Source organism: Leucobacter sp. (genome assembly GCF_053528595.1).
In genome coordinates this window covers 1-19,860 of record NZ_JAIVPF010000085.1, presented here as the reverse complement: position 1 = coordinate 19,860, position 19,860 = coordinate 1, and the positions used below count along the sequence as shown (strand labels likewise).

16 protein-coding genes and 1 tRNA gene are annotated in these 19,860 nt (G+C 71.9%); 5 read left to right on the top strand and 12 right to left on the bottom strand.

Translation table 11 applies throughout. The annotated features are described in order from the left end of the window. Positions 1-13 precede the first annotated feature (13 nt). The 4 genes from murA to ACWKZU_RS16995 form a co-directional block, all read right to left on the bottom strand. Positions 14-1,342 (bottom strand): UDP-N-acetylglucosamine 1-carboxyvinyltransferase, encoded by a 1,329-nt coding sequence (gene murA, locus ACWKZU_RS17010; protein WP_449283551.1) that lies wholly within the window; start codon positions 1,340-1,342, stop codon positions 14-16. A 92-nt stretch (positions 1,343-1,434) separates the two neighbouring features. Further along, the gene (gene leuD / locus ACWKZU_RS17005; RefSeq protein ID WP_449283521.1) at positions 1,435-2,037 is read right to left on the bottom strand and encodes a 3-isopropylmalate dehydratase small subunit; all 603 of its coding nucleotides are present in this window, start codon (positions 2,035-2,037) and stop codon (positions 1,435-1,437) included. Positions 2,038-2,040: 3 nt separating this feature from the next. Beyond that, on the bottom strand, positions 2,041-3,597 hold the full coding sequence (gene leuC / locus ACWKZU_RS17000) for a 3-isopropylmalate dehydratase large subunit (protein WP_449283520.1): 1,557 nt from the start codon (positions 3,595-3,597) through the stop codon (positions 2,041-2,043). A gap of 294 nt (positions 3,598-3,891) precedes the next feature. Beyond that, complete coding sequence (locus tag ACWKZU_RS16995) at positions 3,892-4,944, bottom strand: TerC family protein (RefSeq protein WP_449283519.1); 1,053 nt, start codon at positions 4,942-4,944, stop codon at positions 3,892-3,894. A gap of 419 nt (positions 4,945-5,363) precedes the next feature. Between ACWKZU_RS16995 and mgtE the strand changes: the two genes are divergently transcribed. The 4 genes from mgtE to ACWKZU_RS16975 all read left to right on the top strand — a co-directional run bounded on the left by mgtE (position 5,364) and on the right by ACWKZU_RS16975 (position 9,442). Beyond that, positions 5,364-6,449 (top strand): magnesium transporter, encoded by a 1,086-nt coding sequence (mgtE, locus tag ACWKZU_RS16990; protein WP_449283518.1) that lies wholly within the window; start codon positions 5,364-5,366, stop codon positions 6,447-6,449. A 100-nt stretch (positions 6,450-6,549) separates the two neighbouring features. Further along, positions 6,550-7,326 (top strand): TIGR00645 family protein, encoded by a 777-nt coding sequence (locus ACWKZU_RS16985; protein ID WP_449283517.1) that lies wholly within the window; start codon positions 6,550-6,552, stop codon positions 7,324-7,326. Between the two features lie 40 nt (positions 7,327-7,366). Continuing rightward, a tRNA-Leu gene (locus ACWKZU_RS16980) sits at positions 7,367-7,448 on the top strand. A gap of 77 nt (positions 7,449-7,525) precedes the next feature. Then, the gene (locus ACWKZU_RS16975; protein WP_449283516.1) at positions 7,526-9,442 is read left to right on the top strand and encodes a heavy metal translocating P-type ATPase; all 1,917 of its coding nucleotides are present in this window, start codon (positions 7,526-7,528) and stop codon (positions 9,440-9,442) included. Positions 9,443-9,458: 16 nt separating this feature from the next. Here ACWKZU_RS16975 and murD read toward each other — a convergent pair whose 3' ends face one another. The 8 genes from murD to rplS all read right to left on the bottom strand — a co-directional run bounded on the left by murD (position 9,459) and on the right by rplS (position 18,767). Then, on the bottom strand, positions 9,459-10,808 hold the full coding sequence (murD, locus tag ACWKZU_RS16970) for a UDP-N-acetylmuramoyl-L-alanine--D-glutamate ligase (protein WP_449283515.1): 1,350 nt from the start codon (positions 10,806-10,808) through the stop codon (positions 9,459-9,461). Further along, positions 10,798-12,144 (bottom strand): hypothetical protein, encoded by a 1,347-nt coding sequence (locus ACWKZU_RS16965; RefSeq protein WP_449283514.1) that lies wholly within the window; start codon positions 12,142-12,144, stop codon positions 10,798-10,800. The genes murD and ACWKZU_RS16965 overlap by 11 nt, the downstream gene beginning before the upstream one ends. 118 nt (positions 12,145-12,262) lie before the next feature. After that, complete coding sequence (locus ACWKZU_RS16960; protein WP_449283513.1) at positions 12,263-15,358, bottom strand: aminotransferase; 3,096 nt, start codon at positions 15,356-15,358, stop codon at positions 12,263-12,265. Between the two features lie 151 nt (positions 15,359-15,509). Next, positions 15,510-16,115, bottom strand: coding sequence for an RdgB/HAM1 family non-canonical purine NTP pyrophosphatase (gene rdgB / locus ACWKZU_RS16955; RefSeq protein ID WP_449283512.1), 606 nt, complete (start codon positions 16,113-16,115; stop codon positions 15,510-15,512). Beyond that, on the bottom strand, positions 16,112-16,873 hold the full coding sequence (gene rph / locus ACWKZU_RS16950) for a ribonuclease PH (protein ID WP_449283511.1): 762 nt from the start codon (positions 16,871-16,873) through the stop codon (positions 16,112-16,114). Before rph ends, rdgB begins: the two co-directional genes overlap by 4 nt. A 23-nt stretch (positions 16,874-16,896) precedes the next feature. After that, positions 16,897-17,559, bottom strand: a complete 663-nt coding sequence (locus ACWKZU_RS16945; RefSeq protein ID WP_449283510.1) for a ribonuclease HII — start codon at positions 17,557-17,559, stop codon at positions 16,897-16,899. Further along, entirely contained in the window at positions 17,556-18,272 is a 717-nt protein-coding gene (gene lepB, locus ACWKZU_RS16940; protein ID WP_449283509.1) for a signal peptidase I, read from the bottom strand. Before lepB ends, ACWKZU_RS16945 begins: the two co-directional genes overlap by 4 nt. A 147-nt stretch (positions 18,273-18,419) precedes the next feature. Further along, entirely contained in the window at positions 18,420-18,767 is a 348-nt protein-coding gene (gene rplS / locus ACWKZU_RS16935) for a 50S ribosomal protein L19 (RefSeq protein ID WP_087015500.1), read from the bottom strand. 220 nt (positions 18,768-18,987) lie between these two features. On the opposite strand from rplS, the gene ACWKZU_RS16930 reads away from it, so the two are divergent. Then, entirely contained in the window at positions 18,988-19,632 is a 645-nt protein-coding gene (locus tag ACWKZU_RS16930) for a hypothetical protein (RefSeq protein ID WP_449283508.1), read from the top strand. Positions 19,633-19,860 lie beyond the last annotated feature (228 nt).

Below are 19,860 nucleotides of genomic sequence, written 5' to 3'. Positions count from 1 at the left end.
CGGTCGAAATCTCTCAGCTCTCGAAGATGAAGTCGGCGCCGAGCTGGCGGAGCTTCTCGATGAAGTTCTCGTAGCCGCGCGAGATGATGCCGAGGTTGGTCACCTTGGTCTGGCCCTCGGCCGTCAGGCCCGCGATGAGGTAGCTGAATCCGCCGCGCAGATCGGGCACCTCGATCTCGGCGCCGGTGAGCCGGCTGGGGCCGGCGATCACCGCTGCCTGCTCGAACTCGCGGCGGTTCACGCGCCGGTGCTCGTCGTGCAGTCCGTCCTTGTAGACCTGGATCTCGGCACCCATCTTGTTGAGCGCGTCGGTGAAGCCGAAGCGGTTCTCGTAGACGGTCTCGTGAATGGTCGAGACGCCCTGCGCCTGCGTGAGGGCCACCACGAGGGGCTGCTGCCAGTCGGTCATGAAGCCGGGGTGCACGTCGGTCTCGATGGTGACGGGCTTCAACTCGCCGCCCGGGTGCCAGAAGCGGATGCCGTCGTCGTGCACGTCGAAGTCGCCGCCGACCTTGCGGAACACGTTGAGGAAGGTCATCATCTCCTCCTGCTTCGCGCCGCCGACGAACACGTCACCCTTGGTCGCGAGCGCCGCGGAGGCCCAGCTGGCGGCCTCGTTGCGGTCGAAGATGGCGCGGTGGTCGTAGCCCCGCAGCTCGTCGACCCCCTCGATGAAGATGACGCGGTTGGGCTCGACCGTGATGATCGCCCCCATCTTCTGCAGAATGCAGATGAGGTCGATGATCTCGGGCTCGATCGCCGCGTTGCGCAGCTCGGTCTGCCCCTTGGCGAGCACTCCCGTCAGCAGCACCTGCTCGGTGGCGCCCACCGACGGGTAGGGCAGCTCGATGCTGGCGCCCGTGAGCCCGTCGGGGGCCGTCAGGCTGATCCCGCTGGGCAGCTTCTCCACGACCGCGCCGAACTTGCGCAGTGCGTCGAGGTGGAAGTCGATGGGCCGGTCGCCGATGCGGCAGCCGCCGAGATCGGGGATGAACGCCTCGCCGAGCCGATGCAGCAGCGGTCCGCAGAAGAGGATCGGGATGCGCGACGAGCCGGCGTGGGCGTCGATGTCGGCGTGGTGCGCCTGCTCGACGTTCGAGGGGTCGAAGTGCCACTCCCCGGGGTCCTCGCCGCGGGTGATGAGCACGCCGTGCAGCGCGAGCAGGCCGGCCACCACACGGATGTCCGAGACGTTCGGCACGTTGCGCAGGATGCTCGGGGTCTTGCCGAGCAGCGCCGCGACCATCGCCTTCGGCGCCAGGTTCTTGGCGCCGCGCACCTCGATGCGCCCCCGCAGCGGGCGGCCGCCGTTGATGATGATCTCGTCCGAGGTCAGGCCCACGCGGGCGCCCGCCTTCTCGGCGTCCTTCTTGAGGCCCCGGTCGGCGAGATCCTCGGCGCTCTCGGAGATCTCCGTGTTCACCTGCTTGTCGTTCACGCGGCCTCCACCGGGGTCGTCGTCGGCATCCAACTGGGACGGCGCGCCTCGAAGTCCGAGATCGCCTGCTCGTTGCGCAGCGTCAGCGAGATGTCGTCGAGACCCTCCATCAGGCGCCAGCGGGTGTAGTCGTCGATCTGGAACGGCACCGTGAGCTCGCCCACGGAGACCGTGCGGTCCTCCAGGCTGACGGTCAGCTGCACGCCGGGATCGGCGTCGATCGCCGCCCACAGCTGCTCGACGTCCGCCTCCTCGACCTGCGCGGCGAGCAGTCCCTGCTTACCGGAGTTGCCGCGGAAGATGTCGGCGAAGCGGGGCGAGATGACCACCTTGAAGCCGAAGTCGCGCAGCGCCCACACGGCGTGCTCGCGCGACGAGCCGGTGCCGAAGTCGGGGCCGGCGACGAGGATGCTGGCGCCCCGGTACACCGGCTGGTTCAGCACGAAGTCCCCGTCCTGACGCCAGTGGTGGAAGAGCGCGTCCTCGAAGCCGGTCTTGGTGACGCGCTTCAGGAACACCGCGGGGATGATCTGGTCGGTGTCGACGTTCGAGCGTTTCAGCGGCGCGGCGACACCCGTCATCGTGATGAACTTGTCCATGGTTCAGGCCTCGACCTTCTCAGCAGCGGGCATGATCGGCAGGCGCCGGCGCACGGGGGCCTCGTCGGCGGAGCGCGGCGGCGCATCGTGGGTGATGCCCCTCGCCTCGTCCTCCTGCAGGTCCCACGGGCTCGACAGAGTGCCGCGGATGGCGGTCGCCGCCGCGACGAGCGGCGACACGAGGTGCGTGCGGCCGCCCTTGCCCTGGCGGCCCTCGAAGTTGCGGTTCGAGGTCGACGCGCAGCGCTCGCCCGGGGCGAGCTGATCCGGGTTCATGCCCAGGCACATCGAGCAGCCGGCGAAGCGCCACTCGCCGCCGAACTCCTCGACGATGCGGTCGATGCCCTCCATCTCGGCCTCGAACCGCACGCGCGCCGAGCCGGGGACCACCATGAGGCGCACGCCGTCGGCCTTCTTCTTGCCCTTGATGATGCTCGCGAAGGTGCGCAGGTCGTCGAGGCGGCTGTTGGTGCACGAGCCCATGAAGACGGCGTCGACCGGGATCTCCTTCATCGGGGTGCCGGCCGCGAGGTCCATGTACTCCAGCGCGCGCTCGGCGGCGGCGCGCTCGTTGGGGTCCTCGATCTCGGCGGGGTTCGGCACGCGATCGCTCAGCAGCACGCCCTGACCCGGGTTCGTGCCCCACGTCACGAACGGCTCGAGCTCGTTCGCGTCGATGAACACCTCCCGGTCGAAGACGGCGCCCTCGTCGGTGGCCAGCGTGCTCCAGTACGCGACCGCGGCGTCCCAGTCGGCGCCCTGCGGGGCGTGCGGGCGGCCCTGCACGTACTCGAAGGTGATCTCGTCCGGCGCCACCATGCCGGCGCGCGCCCCGGCCTCGATCGACATGTTGCAGATGGTCATGCGGCCGTCCATCGAGAGGTTCCGGATCGCCGAGCCGCGGTACTCGAGCACGTAGCCCTGGCCGCCGCCCGTGCCGATCTTCGCGATGACGGCGAGGATGATGTCCTTCGCGGTCACGCCGGGGCGCAGCTCGCCGTCGACGTTGATCGCCATCGTCTTGAAGGGCTTCAGCGGCAGCGTCTGCGTCGCCATGACGTGCTCGACCTCGCTCGTGCCGATGCCGAAGGCCAGCGCGCCGAACGCGCCGTGCGTCGAGGTGTGGCTGTCGCCGCAGACCACGGTGATGCCCGGCATCGAGAGGCCCAGCTGCGGCCCGACGACGTGCACGATGCCCTGCTCCTTGTCGCCCAGCGGGTGGGCGCGCACGCCGAACTCGGCGACGTTGTTGCGCAGCGTCTCGATCTGGAGGCGGCTGGTCGGATCCTCGATCTGCTTCGTGATGTTGACCGTGGGAGTGTTGTGGTCCTCGGTCGCGATCATGAGGTCGACGCGGCGCAGCGGCCGGTCGGCCATCCGCAGGCCGTCGAAGGCCTGCGGGCTCGTCACCTCGTGGATCAGGTGGAGGTCGATGTAGATGAGATCCGGCTCGCCGTTCTCGCCCTTGACGACGACGTGGTCGTCCCACAGCTTCTCGGCGAGGGTGCGGGGCCGCTTCGTCTCCTCGGACGTGGTCCCGGCAGCGTTGTGATCGCTCATGTGATGGCTTCTCTTCTCAGTCCCTGTGTCAGTGACACGTGTTCTTCAACACCGCATCGCGCGAAAATATTCGATTCCCGGCGCGGTGGATCGGCCATGCGAGAACTCCGCGGCGGGTGGCCGATGGGCTAGACCCCGCCGCGGCTGTGAAGAAGCTGTCGCCGCGAACGCATGCGGACGAGTCTACCACTCGGCCGCTCCACACTCCCGTGAGCCCGCTCGGGCCGCCGCGGGGCCCGTCCGGCGATCGTCGCGCGATCCGTCACCGTCGCGCGACCCATGCCCGCCGCGCGGTCAGTGATGCCTCGGCGACGCCCCGGTGTCCTCGCGGCCCTCCCGCTGCTCGGCCGCACCGAGGTGCAGGCGCTCGCCCTTCGCCCGGGCGTCCCGGCGCATCTTGGCCACGCTGGCGATGGTGGAGACCGCCATGGCCGCGACGATGAAGCCGAGCGAGAGCCAGATGTCGACCTCGGGCACGGGCACATGCTCGCCGCCGTTGATGAAGGGGAGCTCGTTCTCGTGCAGCGCGTGCAGGATCAGCTTCACGCCGATGAACGCGAGGATCGCCGCGATGCCGTACTTGAGGTACTCGAGCCGGTCGAGCAGTCCGCCCAGCAGGAAGTAGAGCTGGCGCAGCCCCATGAGCGCGAAGACGTTGGCGGTGAACACGATGAACGGGCTCTGCGTGATGCCGAAGATGGCCGGGATGGAGTCGAGCGCGAAGAGCAGGTCGGTCGCCCCGAGCGAGATCAGCACGAGCAGGAACGGCGTGAACATGCGCTTGCCGTCGACCGTGGTGCGGAGCTTGCCGCCGTCGTAGTCGTCGCTGAAGGGGAGCATCCTCTTCGCGAGGCGAACCGCCAGTCCCTCGCCCTGGTCGTCGTGCCCGCCCGGCTTGACCTGCTGCCAGGCGGTCCAGATGAGCCAGGCGCCGAAGATGAAGAACACGGCGATGAAGCGCTCGATGATCGCGGCGCCGGCGAGGATGAACAGCCCGCGGAAGATCAGCGCCAGGATGATGCCGATCATGAGCGCGCGCTGCTGGTAGGCGTGCGGCACCTTGAAGCTGCCGAGGATCAGCACGAACACGAACAGGTTGTCGATCGAGAGGCTGTACTCCGTGAGCCAGCCCGCCAGGAACTCGGTGCCGTGCTGCACGTCTCCCAGCAGGAACATGCATCCGGCGAAGATGAGCGCGAGCAGCACGTAGAAGCCCACCCACAGGCTCGCCTCGCGCATGCTCGGCACATGCGGGCGCTTGATGATGAGCAGCAGGTCGATGCAGAGGATCGCGATCAGCACGATCATCGATCCGATCTCGAACCAGAGCGGGAGCACAGAGGTCACAGAGGTCCACTTTCCTTCGGCGGGCGCAGGGTGCGCGAGGTGCCGAAGGTCTCTTCCCGGCAGCGCTCTCGCGACGCCGCGCCCGCACCGGCCGCGCGGTCGGCGCGCAGCGTATTGACGACACGGGCGAAACGGAATACTCCCCTTCGCGGCCACCATCATACCCCGTGCTACAGTGTGCGCGGGACGACGCACGGCACCCGTCGCCGATGCGCAGATCCGCGATCCGCGATCCGTCCCCAGGTCGTCCAGCGAAGCGAGGTGAGCCCCATGTCCAGTGACAGTTGCAGTCACCAGCCGGGCATCGCGCTCGCCTCTCCGCTCAGCCCCCGCTAGGCGGGACCGGCGCGCGCCCGGCTCCACACGTCTCCGGAGCCCGCGCCGTTCGCGCGTGCGCTCCGTCCCGAAGGAGTGCCGCCATGACCACCCAGCCGATCCGCACCATCGACCGCCTCGCCGGAACGATCGAGCAGCAGCTCGCGAGCCGCGACTCCGCCGCGCCCGCCGAGGCCGGCCTCCCGCCGACCGCCGGACCCGTCGTCTCCCCGCCGCACGGCATCGGCCGGTGGATGACGCCGGGAGGCGTCTCGACACGCGCGACCCTCACCGCGCGCCAGACGCTCGACCGCGTGCGGGAGCGGCTCGGCGACGCGGAGACCGTGTACACGATCCCGGTGCTCGACGACGCGCGGCGCGTCGTCGGCGTGACCAGCCTGCGCGATGTGCTCGGAGCCGAGGCCGAGGCGACGGTCGAGACGCTGATGCGGCCCGCGCACACGGCGGAGGCCGACGACGACGCCGAGCTCGTCGCCCGCCGCTGCACGGACCTCTCGCTGCTCGCCATGCCGATCGTGGACGGCGAGCGCCGCCTCCTCGGCATGCTCGCGATCGACGCCGCGGTGAGCATCCTCGAGCGGGAGGAGAGCGAGGACGCCGCGAGGCAGGGCGGCGCCGAGCCGCTCCGCCGCCCCTACCTGGCCACACCGGTGCGGTCGCTCGTGCGATCCCGGGTGGTCTGGCTGCTCGTCCTCGCCGTGGGCGCCACCCTGACCGTGCAGGTGCTCTCCGCGTTCGAGGCCACGATCGACCGGGTCACGGCGCTCGCCCTGTTCGTGCCGCTCCTCATCGGCACGGGCGGCAACACCGGCAACCAGGCGGCGACCACCGTCACCCGGGCGCTCGCGCTCGGCGACGTGCGCCCCCGCGACCTCGCGCGGGTGCTCGCCCGCGAGCTGCGCACGGGGGCCGTGCTCGGGCTGCTGCTCGGATCGATCGGCTTCGCGATCGCGGGCTTCGTCCACTCCCCCGGCATCGGCGCCGTGATCGGGCTCACCCTGCTCGCGGTGTGCACGATGGCCGCTGCGGTCGGCGGGTGCATGCCGCTGCTCGCGCGGGCGGTGCGGGTCGATCCGGCGGTGTTCTCGAACCCATTCATCTCGACCTTCGTCGACGCCTCGGGCCTCGTCGTCTACTTCATGATCGCCCGCGCCGTCCTGCACCTCTAGCGCGCCGGGGAGTCCGCGCCGCCGCGCCGCCGCGGACTCCCAGCGGAGGCGGACCGGGCTCCCGCTAGCATTTACCCAGACCAGAAGCGAAAGGACGCCCGTGATCGACCGTTCAGCACCGCCGATCGAACGCAGCACCGCGAGGGGGCCCGGCGCGGCCTCGCGCACGCTCGCCGGATTCATCTTCGCGAGCCGCTGGCTGCAGGCGCCGCTCTACCTCGGCCTCATCATCGCGCAGGCCGTCTACGTGGTGCTCTTCTTCGTGGAGCTCTGGCACCTGGTCGAGAACGCGATCCTCGAGGGCCACATCAGCGAGACCGAGGTCATGCTCAGCGTGCTCGCGCTCATCGACATCGTGATGATCGCGAACCTCCTGATCATGGTGATCATCGGCGGCTACGAGACCTTCGTCTCGAAGATCCGCGTCGAGGGCCATCACGACGAGCCCGACTGGCTCTCCCACGTCAACGCGAACCTGCTCAAGGTCAAGCTCGCGATCTCGATCATCTCCATCTCCTCGATCCACCTGCTCAAGACCTTCATCGAGGTCGGCCGCATGGACGACGGACGGGTGCTCGACGCGAACGACCGCGTCATCTACTCCTCCGAGGGCGTGATGTGGGAGGTCGGGATCCACCTGGCCTTCATCGTGTCGGCGCTCGCCCTCGCCTGGATCGACAAGATGAGCCATCATCACCCCACGACGAAGCGCGAGGAGGTCACCGCGGGCTCCATCGAGGCCGAGCTCACGGAGCCGGAGCCGGAGCCGGTGCGCTCGGCAGCCCCTGCGACCGGCGCCGGGACCGAGGCGGGTTACGTCACGGTGCGCCTGCCGGCCGGCACCAGCCTGCCCGAGGGCGCGCGCATCGTCGACTGAACGGGAGCGGTAGGCTGGTGCGGTGCTCTTCTGGCACCGCGCGCGAGTGGCGGAATTGGCAGACGCGCTGGATTTAGGTTCCAGTGTCCTCGGACGTGGGGGTTCAAGTCCCCCCTCGCGCACGCGAACGCGTCCGGCGCACCCGTCGACGCGGCACGCCCGCGGTGCAGCGCGCCCGCCGGTCTGCCAGGCTGGGAGCATGACCCGAGCGCGCGCCGCCATCTCGGCCTATCCTCTGGTATTCGCGACCCTGGCGGTGGCCGCGGCCGGCCTGATCCTGCTCGCCACCCCCGCGCGCGGCGCCGCCCCCTGGATCGTCGGCGGCTACGCGCTGGCCGTCGCGGCGTGGGAGGCGGTCGGCATGATCCGGCAGCTCCTGAGGGGCCGCGCGGGACTGGACGTCCTCGCGGTGACCGCGATCACGGCGGCGGTGCTCGTCGGCGAGCCGTGGGCGGCGCTCGTGGTGGTGCTGATGCTCACCGGCGGCGCGGCGCTCGAGGACTACGCCGAGCACCGCTCGAAGCGGGAGCTCACGGCGCTGCTGCGGAAGGCTCCTCAGCAGGCCACCCGGCTCTCGGGCGACGGGGCGGGCACGGGGCCGCCCGGAGCGGCGGGGGCGGCCACCGAGGAGGTGCCGGTCGAGACGATCGGGGTGGGCGACCTGCTGCTCGTGCGACCGGGTGCGCTCGTCCCCGTGGACGCGGTCCTGACCTCCGAGCACGCGGTGTTCGACGAGTCGTCGCTCACCGGCGAGAGCCTGCCGGTGGAGCGCGCGGCGGGAGAGCGCGTGTCCAGCGGCGCGGTGAACGGCGCGACGGCGGTCGCCATGCGCGCCGTCGCCGTCGCGGCCGACAGCGAGTACCAGCAGATCGTGCGGCTGGTCGAGCGCGCGGCGGGCAGCCGGGCGAGGGTCGTGCGCCTCGCGGATCGGTACGCGGTGCCGTTCACGGCGCTCTCGCTCGTCATCGCGGGCATCGCGTGGGCGGTCAGCGGCGACCCCGTCAGGTTCGCCGAGGTGCTGGTGGTGGCCACGCCGTGCCCGCTGCTGATCGCCGCCCCGGTCGCGTTCCTCGGCGGCATGAGCCGAGCCGCGCGATTCGGGCTGATCGTCAAGGGCGGGGGCACTCTCGAGCAGCTCTCGCGCGTCCGATCGGCCGCGTTCGACAAGACCGGCACCGTCACGACCGGCCGGCCCGTGCTCGATCGCATCGTGCCCGAGCCCGGATTCGGCGAGAACGAGGTGCTGCAGCTGGCCGCGTCCGCCGAGGTGTACTCCTCCCACGTACTCGCGGGCTCGGTGATCGCGGCCGCGAAGCGGCGCGGATGCGCCCTGCTCGAGGCCGCTCGCGCGGAGGAGGCCGCCACCAACGGCGTCGCCGCCGTGCTGGCGATCGGCGTCGAGGGCGCCGCGACGGTGCGGGTGGGCAAACCCTCGTGGCTGCGCGGGTACTCACCGGGCCTGGCTCCCGTACCGCTGGAGCCCGGGGAACTGGCGATCTACGTCGCGATCGACGACCGGTTCGCGGGCGCGATCGTGATGCGCGACCGGGTGCGGGATGAGGCGGCCGGCGTGTTCGAGGAGCTGCAGCGGCTCGGGATCGAGCGCACGCTCATGGTGACCGGAGACGTGGCGGCCACAGCCGCACCGATCGCGGCGGACCTCGGCATCGGCGAGGTGCACGCCGAGTGCCGCCCGGCGGACAAGGTGCGGATCGTGAGCGAGGTGCGGCCCCGGCCGCTCGTCATGGTCGGCGACGGCCTCAACGACGCTCCGGTGCTGGCGGCCGCCGACGTCGGCTTCGCGATGGGCGCCCGCGGCGCCACCGCGGCGAGCGAATCCGCCGACATCGTGAACCGCTACGATAGCCTCGCCGGGCTGCCGCGCGCCGTGCGGATCGGGAAGGACACGGTCCGGATCGCCCTGCAGAGCATCTGGCTCGGCATCGTCATCAGCGTCGGCCTGATGCTCGTCGCCGCCCTCGGGTTCCTCCCGGCGCTCGCCGGCGCCTGGCTGCAGGAGGCCGTCGACCTCGTCGCGATCCTCGGCGCGCTGCGGGCGATCGGACCCCGCTCGGAACGCCTGCGCCGGGATGCCCGGGCACGGAGCCGGGTCTGACGCGCGGCGTCCGGCGTCAGACCCGCTGCCCGGCCTCCGCCGCGGCCCGGAACACGGCGGCCCGCGCCTCGTAGTCGGCGAACTCGTCGAAGCTGGGGGCGCCGGGGGAGAGCAGGATCACGTCGCCCGGCTCGGATCCGGCGCGCGCCCGCGCGAGCGCGTCGGCGAAGCCGTCGGCCAGCTCCATGCGCGGCACGCGCGGCACCCGCCGCTCGCCCTCGGCGACGAGCCGCGCGCCCGCGGGCCCGGTGCCGATCACGCGGACCGGGAAGGCGTCGCCGCGCTCGGCGAGGTAGTCGATCAGGGGTGCGAACGGCAGGTCGCGCTCGGCTCCGCCTGCGATCAGGGTGACGCGCGAGCCGGCGTAGGCGGTGAGCGCCGCGACGACCGCCTGCGGGGCCGTGGCGAGGCTGTCGTCCACCCAGACGAGCCCGTCTCCGGAGGCGATCACCTCGAGCCGGTGCCGCAGCGGCGCGAAGCCGCGCACCGCGTCCAGCGCCCGCGCGCGGTCCGCGTCGGCCAGCCCGGTGAAGGCGTGCACCGCCGCGAGCGCGAGCGCCGCGTTGGCGAGGTTGTGCGCGCCCCGCAGCCCGAAGTCCTCGGCCGAGATCTCGCCCGCGCCGTCCCAGACGAGGCGGTCCTCGTGCGCGCGGATCCCGAGCTCCGCGGGGGTGATCACGCGCGTGCGCTCCCCCGCGCGCGCGGTGGCGAGTGCGAAGAGCTCGTGCTCGCGCGACGGCACCACCACCGTCTCGGGGCCGTGCGCCACGAGGTTGAGCTTGTCGGCGACGTAGCGCTCGTAGCCGCCGTGCCACGGCAGGTGCTCGGGGTACAGCGAGGTGAGCACGGCGACCCGGGGCGACGCCGTCAGGTCCGAGGCCTGATAGCTGGACACCTCGGTCACCGCGGCCTGCACCTGCGGATCGAGGTCGCCGGCGACGGCCACGCCGACGTTGCCGGCGAGCACCGCCCGGTAGCCGAGCGCGTCGAGCACGTGGCGCACGAGCGTCGAGGTGGTGCTCTTGCCCTTCGTGCCGGTCACCGCGATCACGCGCTCCGCGTTGTCGTTCAGCCAGAGGTCCATGAGCGAGGTCAGTCGCGCGCCGCTCTCGGCCAGGCGCAGGAAGTCGGGTGAGGTGCGCGGGATCCCCGGCGACTTCACCACGACCTCGGCCGCGAGCAGGCGCTCGAGCGCCGCGTCGCCGTCGACGGCCGCGTGCCGCAGGTCGTCGGGCGCGGAGCCGCCGCCGGTCACCGCGATCGTCGCGGGGATCCCGCGGCGCAGGAGCTCCGCGTGCGCGGCGCGGCCCTCGCGGCCCGCACCCCAGATCACCACGTCCCGGCCGGCGAGCTCGTCAAATCGCACGGGCCACGCCCTCCAGCTCGGGCGACAGGAAGTGCTCGCCCGTGTGCCACGCGAAGACGGCCTCGCGCTCGGCCGCGGTGGCCGACACTCCGGCGATCTCCGGGCGGCCGAGGAACGGGTGGCCGCTCCAGTCGTCGCGCTCGCGCACCAGGGACAGCGCGACCCGGCACTCGTCGGGCTCGCCCACGCACTCGAACGGTTTGACCAGCCCGTCGGCGCCGAACAGCTCGAGGAAGCCCGTCAGCTGCTCCTCGTCGGCGAACAGGTCCCTCCCGCCGAAGATCGCGAGCAGTTCGTCGCGCCCGATGAACGGCGCGAGCATCAGGAAGATGAAGCGGCACTTCGGGCAGTCGCCGCACCACGTCGCCGAGGCGCCGTGGATGCGGAAGGCCCGGTTGCAGCTCGTGAAGACCGGGTGGTAAGCGGTGAGCGTCGCGAAGCGGCGCGCGATCCGGATCTCGTTGATGGGCCGCAGCAGCGACACGTAGTCCGGAGCCCCGGCCGGCAGCGTCTCGCGCAGCAGCCGCTCGAACTCGATGCCCTTCGACCACTGGTGGTTGATCACGCGGCCCGCCCAGGCGAAGTTGCCGTACGAGGATCCCGCCTCGTTGCTGAACACCACGCCGTCGTAACCGAGCGCGAGGGCGGTGAGCACCGCGATGAGCGAGTTGACCGCGGTCACCGGGACGTGGCCGTTGGGCGCTCCGGCCGCGTTCAGCGCGAAGAGCTCGGGATCGAGCCGGCGGCGCACCTCGTGCAGCGGCAGCCGAGCCACCTCGGCCGTGCGCGCCATCGGCGGCTGGGTGTTGACGGCGAAGAGGCCCACGTCGAAGCCGGCGCCGCGCAGCGACTCGATCGAGACGATCGAGTCCTTGCCGCCGCCGACGGCCACGAGCAGGCGCCGCGGGCCGCCGGGCGCGGCCTCCGCCGCGGATCCCCCGCTCGAGACGGGCGACGGCAGCACGGGGGCCTCCACCTCGGTCGAGAGCACCTCGGGCATCCCGTTGACGAAGGCGAACTCGCCCATGCCGCCGCCGATGAGGTCCGTGACGAAGGCGCGCTCGGCGCCGGTGAGCCCGCCCGGCACCGCGAGCACGGCGGGCGCGAAGGCCTTGAAGTAGCTGAGCGAGGCCGCGAGCGACAGCAGCCGCAGCACGCCGTCGACGACCGCCGCCGGTGCGCGATCGAGGGCGGCCGGCAGTTCGATGGTCTCGGTGAACTCGGCGACGACGTCGGAGCCGGCCCGCGCCGCGTACCGCAGCCGCACGGTCGCGCCGTGCAGCTGCGGCTCAGCGCACTCGAAGCGGGTGACGGACGGGTGGAGCGCTGATGCCATGATCCAGCAGTCTACCGCGCGGTCCCGGAGAAACGCCGGTCGACGGAGCGGAGCGGAGTCGGAACCGAGAACCTCCGGGTTTCGGCCCGCTCCGCCCGCTCCATCGGCGATGCGAAGGCTACCAGCCCTCGGCGAGCACCCGGTCGAGCGCGGCGACCACGAAGTCGGCGCTCTCCGGGGTGAGGCACAGCGGCGGCTTCACCTTCAGCACGTTCGACCGCTCCGAAGTGGTGAGCACGACGACCCCCAGCTCCTTGAGCCGCTCGCAGATCGCCGCGGCCTCCTGCGTCGCGGGCTCGAGCGTCGCGCGATCCCGCACCAGCTCGACGCCGAGATACAGGCCCTCGCCGTGCACCGGCCCGATGATCGCGTGCCGCTCCGCGAGCGCCGCGAACCCGGCCCGCAACCGCTCGCCCACGACCCGCGCGTTCTCCTGCAGGCCCTCCTCGCGCATCGCGTCGAGCACCGCGAGGCCGACCCGGCACGACAGCGGGTTGCCACCGGTCGAGGCGAAGAACTGGCCCTGCGAGGCGAGCGCGTCGGCCACCCGCTTCGAGGTGATGACGCCGCCGATGGGGAACCCGTTGCCCATCGGCTTCGCGATCGTGATGAGGTCGGGCACGACCCCCGACTGCTCGAAGCCCCAGAAGCTCGACCCCATGCGCCCGAAGCCCACCTGCACCTCGTCGGCGATGCACAGGCCGCCGGCCTCCCGCACGCGCTCGTAGACCTCCGCGAGGTATCCCTCCGGCAGCAGCACGCCGCCCGCGTTGCCGAGCACCGACTCGCAGATGAAGCCCGCGACCGGGCGGCCCTGCTCGGCCAGGAACGCGAGGTCGGCGGCCAGATCGTGGGCGTAGGCGCTCCCGACGCTCACGTCGTCGGCCGCGCCTCGATACGTGCCGCGGAAGCGGTTGGGCACGTCCGCGACGTGCACCCAGTCGGGCCGGTTCTCGAGCGCGTGGGGGTTGTCGTAGGCGCTCGTGGTGACGGCGTCGCTCGCCATGGTCCAGCCGTGGTAGGCCTCGCGCAGGGCGACGACGGTCCTGCGGGTCGTCGCCGCCTGGGCCAGACGCAGAGCGAGGTCGACGGCCTCCGAGCCGGAGTTCACGAGCAGCACCGTGTCGAGCGCGTCGCGATCCGGGCCGCCCTCGCGCGCCGCCGGAGGCAGGAGCGCCAGCAGGCGCTCGCTGTACTCGGCCAGCTCGCGGTACAGGAAGCGCGAGTTGGTGTTGAGGATGCGGATCTGGCGGTTCACCGCGTCGGCGACGCCCGGGTGCCCGTGCCCCAGCCCGGTGACGTTGTTGACCACGTCGACGTAGGCGCGGCCCGTGGTGTCGATGAGGTGGTGGCGCCAGCCGCGCTCGATCTGCATCGGGCGCTCGTAGTACCGCTCCTGCGCGCTCGCGAAGATGCGTTCGCGGCGCGCGAGCTCGTCGGCGGCCTCGTCGCGCTGCGCGAGCGACGCGAGGTTCAGCATCGCGGACGGATCGCGGGTGAGGCGCGACCACGCGGGCACGCGCTCGGGGGACACGAGCTGGGTCCGCCCCGGATCGGGCACGTCGAGGGAGAGGATCGGCGGGGCCGCCCCGTCGATCGCGTCGGCGCGGCACAGGGCGACGGCGACGGCCCGGAGATCCGCCGCTGCCGCCAGCGCCGCGATCCGGGATCCCGGCTCGACGGCGTCTCCCTCGGAGCACTCGGCGCGCACGCCGTCGACCGAGAGGAACCATCCGTTGCGCAGGTCGAGCAGCACACCGCGGTCGGTGGCGACGGCGACCGAGCCGGCGACCGGCGCGGTCACCGCGAGCTCCTCGCCGGGAGCGACGACCGCCTCCGTGCCGATGGGCCAGGTCTCGGCCGCGACCGCCGAGTCGATCGCGGTGCGCGTGAGGCGGTAGACCCCGTAGGGCAGCACGGCGGCGGCCGCGCCGCTCGCGAGGGCGTCCGCGACGAGCCGGTCCTCGGCATCGTCGCTCAGCCACCTTCCCGCGTCGAGGGCGTCGCTCTCCACGCCGGGATCGAGCATCGCGACCTCGCCCCCGAGCTCCGGCAGCAGGGAGCGCAGAGGCAGCACCCGCCGCTCCCGCAGCTCGTGGAAGGAGCGCCCCTCCCCGGCCAGCTCCTTGAGACCCGCCGGCATCGGCACCCCCAGCAGCCGCAGCCCGGTTCCCTCCGCGACCCCGGCGAATCCGAGCCGCGCCAGCACGTGCTCGGTCATCTCGGCGAGCGGCAGCGCGGTCGCGGCGTCGAAGATCGCCTGCTCCCCCGCGATGCGGTCCCGCGCGTACTCGTTGCCGCCGTCGATCTCGAGCTGCCGCCAGCCGCTCGCGACGAGGATCGCGCCGCGCAGCACGACGAGCGGCCACACGGCGCGCGCTTCAGCCGCCGACAGGGGCGCATCGCGGTGGAACGCGGCGATCGTGTCGAGCACGCGCAGCGGGCGCTCGGGCTCGTGGTGCAGCATCGACGAGGCCGTCACCGCGAGTTCGGCCACCCGCCAGCCGTAGGCGAGGTCGCCGAGGTCGAGCACCGTGTGCGGGTGCAGGCGGGTGTCGTCGCCCCGCAGCCCCGTCACGTTGTCGTCGGTGAGGTCGCCGTGGATCGCCTGCAGGGGCAGCGCCTCCGCGACGAGCCCCAGCGCGGCCCGCGCCTCGTCGGCCGCCGCGAGCACGCGCTCGCGCAGCTCCTCGTCGGCGATCGCGGGGGCGAGCTTGACCGTCTCCGCGTGCGCGACGTCCATCGTCCACATGTGCTCTCGGGCGAGCCCGGGGTGTTCGAGCCCCGCGAGCGCGTTCACCGAGGCGGCGGCCAGAGCTCCGAACTGCGCGAGCACCGCGGGGGCGAAGTAGCCGACGTCGACCATCGGCTCGCCCGGCGCGAACTCGCTGCGCCGCACCGCGAAGCCGTGCGCGCAGCGCTGCGTGAGCGCGCCGTCGAGCCCGGGCAGCACCGCCGGCACCGGCACGCCTGCGGCGCGGTAGGCGTCGAGGGCCGCGTGCTGCGCGTCGCGGGCGTCGTCGCCGAAGACCGGGTTGTCGACGCGCAGCACGCTGCGGGTCCCGTCGGGTTCCTCGAGCACGAAGTTGCGGTCCTGGTTGCTGCCGAGCTCCCGCGCCGTGGCCTCGATGCCGTAGCAGGCGCGAGCGATCACGATCGCGTCCGCCTCAGAGATATCCGGGCGCACGAGGCCGCCCGACTGCTGTTCCGTCATCGTCGTATCTCCATCTCTGGATCGAAATGATGTCACTCGTGTGTTGGATGCCGCATCGCGATCGCGGGGCACTCGGGCTCGGGCTCAGGGTCCTCACAAGCCGACGTTTCGGGGCCTCCGGGCGCTCGGACCGGGGGCTCGGACGGAGGGATCAGACGAGATCGCGGATCGCGGGGGCGAGCGTGCCGAACGCGCGGGTGCGATGCGAGAGCAGGTCCTTCTCGGCGGCGGTGAGCTCCGCCGCCGAGCGCTGCTCGCCCTCGGGGCGGAAGATCGGATCGTAGCCGAAGCCGCCCTCGCCGGCGGGCTCGCGCAGCACGCTGCCCTGCCAGACCCCGAGCTCGCAGATCTCCTCGCCCGGCCCGTCCTCCGACGGCGGCAGCGCCAGTGCGGCCGCGCACACGAAGCCGGCGGCGCGGTGCTCGTCGGCGATGTCGGTGAGCTGCCACAGCAGCAGCTCGACGTTCGCGCGATCGCTGCGCGCGGGGCCGCCCCAGCGCGCCGAGAAGATCCCCGGGCAGCCGCCGAGCACGTCGACGGCGATGCCGGAGTCGTCGGCGATGGCGGGGCGGCCGGTGTGGGCCGCGGCCGCCCGCGCCTTGAGCAGCGCGTTCTCCTCGAAGCTCAGCCCGTTCTCGACCGGTTCCGGGCCGTCGTAGCCGATGAGCTCGATGCCGGGGATGAGCGGGCCGAGGATCCGGCGCAGCTCCTCGAGCTTGTGGGCGTTGTGCGAGGCCAGCACCAGCGTCTGCGTCATATCCGTGCTCCCGGCTCTCCGCCGCCCAGCACGTCCCGCTGCAGCTCGGCGAGCTCGGCGGCGCTGGCGAGCGCGAGGTCGAGCAGCCGGTCGAGCTCGGCGCGCTTGAACGGCGCCCCCTCGGCCGTGCCCTGCACCTCCACGAAATCTCCGGCCCCGGTCACCACCACGTTCATGTCGGTCTCGGCGCGCGAGTCCTCCACGTAGGCGAGGTCGCTCAGGGGCACGCCGTCGACGATGCCCACCGACACCGCGGCGACGCTGTCGACGAGCGGCTGCGCCTTCTTGGCGATGTGGCCCTGCGCCCGCGCCCACTCGACCGCGTCGGCCAGCGCGACGTAGGCGCCCGTGATGGACGCGGTGCGGGTGCCGCCGTCGGCCTGCAGCACGTCGCAGTCGATGACGATGGTGTTCTCCCCCAGCGCCTTCGTGTCGATGACGGCGCGCAGGCTGCGGCCGATGAGACGGGAGATCTCGTGCGTGCGGCCGCCGATGCGCCCCTTCACCGACTCGCGCTGCATGCGCTCGTTCGTCGACCGCGGCAGCATCGAGTACTCGGCCGTGACCCAGCCGGTGCCCTTGCCCGCCAGCCAGCGGGGCACGCCGGGGGTGAACGAGGCGGTGCAGAGCACCCTGGTAGCGCCGAAGGAGATGAGTGCGCTGCCCTCGGCCTGGGCGCTCCAGCCCCGTTCGATGGTCACGGGGCGCATCTGCGCCGGGGAGCGCCCGTCGGCGCGTGCGTCTGCTGTCGAATTCACCAGACCAGACTATCGCGCGGGGCTCACGTCCCCGGCTTGATCCAGGTGCGGCGATGCAGCTCGGTCGGGCCGTGCCTGGCGATCCCGTCGTAGTGGGCGCGGGATCCGTACCCCTTGTTCGAGGCCCACCCGTACTCCGGGTGCGCCTCGTGCGCCTCGCGCATCACGGCGTCGCGCAGCACCTTGGCGCGCACGGAGGCCGCGGCCACGCTCGCGCACGTGCGATCCGCGCCCACGCGCGTGCGCACGTCGAGCGGGTTGCGCAGCGCCGGCGACAGCCAGTCGTGCGAGCCGTCGAGCAGGATGACCGCACGGTCGACCGGCACCCCGGCCGCGTGCAGCTCGAGCAGCGCCCGCCGGGCGGCCTCGCCCAGCATGGCGCCGATCCCGCGGGCGTCGATCTCCTCCGCACTGCCGAAGCCGACGGCGCCGGGACCCCACTCCCGCACGAGCGGCGCCAGCGCCTCGCGCCGCTTCTCGCTCAGCAGCTTCGAATCGCGCAGACCCTCGGGAAACGCGTCGGCCCCCGCCCGCACGGCGTGGACCCCGACCGCGACCGGACCGGCCACGGCTCCCCGCCCCACCTCGTCGATCCCGATCACGAGCGTCGCCCCGGCTTCGAAGCACTCCCGCTCGAACGCGAGCGTCGGATCCTTCGACGGCGCGGCGACCGGGACGCGGGTCACTGCCGGGCCTCCTCGACCCCCGTGAACGTGCCCTCGGGGGTGCCGAGCCAGGTGAAGCGGTTCAGCGGCCAGTTGAGCAGGAAGGCCCGGCCCACGATCTCGCTCTCGGGCACGAAGCCCTTGCCCGGCTGCTCCTGGTTGTACCGCGAGTCCTTGCTCTGGTAGCGGTTGTCGCCCATCACCCACACGGAGTCCTCCGGCACGGTCACGTCGAAGTCGATCTTGGACGCCCGCTCCTCGCCCGGCGGGATCACGATGTACGGCTCGTCGAGCGGGATCCCGTTGACCGTCACGCGGCCCTCGGCGTCGCAGCACTGCACGCGGTCGCCGCCGACCCCGATCACCCGCTTGACCACGTACTCGTGGCTCGTATCGGCCGCGAGGCCCACCGACTGCAGCACCTTCTCGAAGCCCTGGGGCGGTTCGGCGCTGCGCGGCAGCAGCCAGCCGCCCGGATCCTTGAACACCACGATGTCGCCCCGCTGCACCGGCACGAGCTGCGGCACCAGCTGGTTCACGAGGATGCGGTCGTTGACCTTGAGGGTCTGCTCCATCGAGACGGAGGGGATGTAGAAGCTGCGCACCAGGAACGTCTTCAGCAGGAAGGAGACGAGGAACGCGACCAGCAGGATGACGACGAGATCGCGCAGGAACCCGAGGAGCCCGCTTCGACGGGACCGCCGCGGGGCCTCCGGCGTGTCGGCTTCGCTCATGAGCACTCCCAAGATTCGTTCTCCGAACGGCGCGCATCGCACCCGCTCGACGGTTCCATAGAGACACCTCAGGCTCCCACCCATCGCAGGAGGGAGCCTGAGAGTTGCACAGGCTTGTCGTGCTAAGCCCGTGCGGAGGCGGGACGCTCAGGCGTCGCGCTTCTCCTTGATCTTGGCCTTCTTGCCGGTGAGGCCGCGCAGGTAGTAGAGCTTGGCGCGACGCACGTCGCCGCGGGTGACGACCTCGATCTTGTCGATCGCGGGCGAGTGCACCGGGAACTTGCGCTCGACGCCCACCTGGAAGCTGATCTTGCGCACGGTGAACGTCTCGCGGACGCCCTCGCCGTGGCGCGAGATCACGACGCCCTGGAACACCTGGACGCGCGAGCGGTTGCCCTCGACGATGTTGACGTGCACCTTGACGGTGTCGCCGGCGCGGAACTCGGGGATGTCGCTCTTGAGCGACGCGGCATCGACGTGGTCGAGCTTCTGCATGGTTGTCTACTCTCTGCGCCCGCCGCAAGTCGGGATCGCGGATATCGAAAAGTACTGAGGTCTCGGCTCACGGTTCGTGCGGACCCTCACGGCAGTGCCGCACCGTGGCACAAGGATCAATTATGCCACACTTCGGCACGTCACGGCGCATCGCGGCGGGCGCGCCTCGCGCGGTCCGGCGACCCTGTGATTCCGGACCCGCTCGACGTACCCTGAGACCATGAACGGGCTCCGATTCCTCAGCGTCGCGACGGCCGCACTGGCGATCGCCCCGCTGCTCGGCGGCTGCGCTCCGATGTCGCCGGGAACCGGCTCGCCGGCGAACCCGCCCACCACGGCGCCCGGCCCGTCGCCGAGCCCGACCGAGACGCCGGATCCCGCACCCGGAGAGCCCGCCGAGCCCGTCTCGCTGCCGGCGAGCTGCGACGAGGCGCTTCCGCTCCCCCGGTTGCAGGAGCTCTACGGAGGGGACGCGCGGATCGAGTCGCTCCCGGAGGCGGCAGCGGGACTCCGGGAGCAGACCCTGGAGTACGGCTTCGGGCCGGTCGCCGGCGAGGCGCTCGTGAACGCGGAGCAGTCGATCCAGTGCGTCTGGGGCTACCCCAGCACCGACTTCGTGCTCCAGGTGTACGCGGCGATCCTCGCCCCAGAGGTGCGCTCGGGGCTCGTGGCCGCGCTCGAAGACTCCGACTTCGAGCGCGCGGACGAGGACGGCGTCGTGATCTTCAGCGACTACACGGAGACCGGCATCGCCCCGTTCCGCAAGACCTATTTCTTCCGCGGGGATCTCTGGGTGGCCGAGATGAGCACCGGCCCGCAGCAGTCGCTCGCCGGCCGGGAGCTCTTCGAGCGCCTGAGCCCATGAGGAGCGCGGAGCGGGCGCCTGCCGCGGACTCGCAACCGGTGCTACAACGCGAAGAACCCCCTGGTGACCAGGGGGTTCTCCACTCATTCGTGCGCGAGGGGGGACTTGAACTGATCCGTTCCCCCTCGCACACGAAATCGTGAATCGGCGTTCTGCCGCATGATTCCGCGGTTTCTGCGAGGCCCACCTGTGGATAACTGCACCGCGATTCACAACCTAGCAGCGTCG

What these genes read in the sequence shown, in the direction of transcription:
- leuD (WP_449283521.1), bottom strand. Translation starts at nt 2,037, where the DNA reads ATGGACAAGTTCATCACGATGACGGGTGTCGCCGCGCCGCTGAAACGC.
- leuC (WP_449283520.1), bottom strand. Translation starts at nt 3,597, where the DNA reads ATGAGCGATCACAACGCTGCCGGGACCACGTCCGAGGAGACGAAGCGG.
- mgtE (WP_449283518.1), top strand. Translation starts at nt 5,364, where the DNA reads ATGACCACCCAGCCGATCCGCACCATCGACCGCCTCGCCGGAACGATC.
- ACWKZU_RS16975 (WP_449283516.1), top strand. Translation starts at nt 7,526, where the DNA reads ATGACCCGAGCGCGCGCCGCCATCTCGGCCTATCCTCTGGTATTCGCG.
- ACWKZU_RS16965 (WP_449283514.1), bottom strand. Translation starts at nt 12,144, where the DNA reads ATGGCATCAGCGCTCCACCCGTCCGTCACCCGCTTCGAGTGCGCTGAG.
- ACWKZU_RS16960 (WP_449283513.1), bottom strand. Translation starts at nt 15,358, where the DNA reads ATGACGGAACAGCAGTCGGGCGGCCTCGTGCGCCCGGATATCTCTGAG.
- rdgB (WP_449283512.1), bottom strand. Translation starts at nt 16,115, where the DNA reads ATGACGCAGACGCTGGTGCTGGCCTCGCACAACGCCCACAAGCTCGAG.
- lepB (WP_449283509.1), bottom strand. Translation starts at nt 18,272, where the DNA reads ATGAGCGAAGCCGACACGCCGGAGGCCCCGCGGCGGTCCCGTCGAAGC.
- rplS (WP_087015500.1), bottom strand. Translation starts at nt 18,767, where the DNA reads ATGCAGAAGCTCGACCACGTCGATGCCGCGTCGCTCAAGAGCGACATC.
- ACWKZU_RS16930 (WP_449283508.1), top strand. Translation starts at nt 18,988, where the DNA reads ATGAACGGGCTCCGATTCCTCAGCGTCGCGACGGCCGCACTGGCGATC.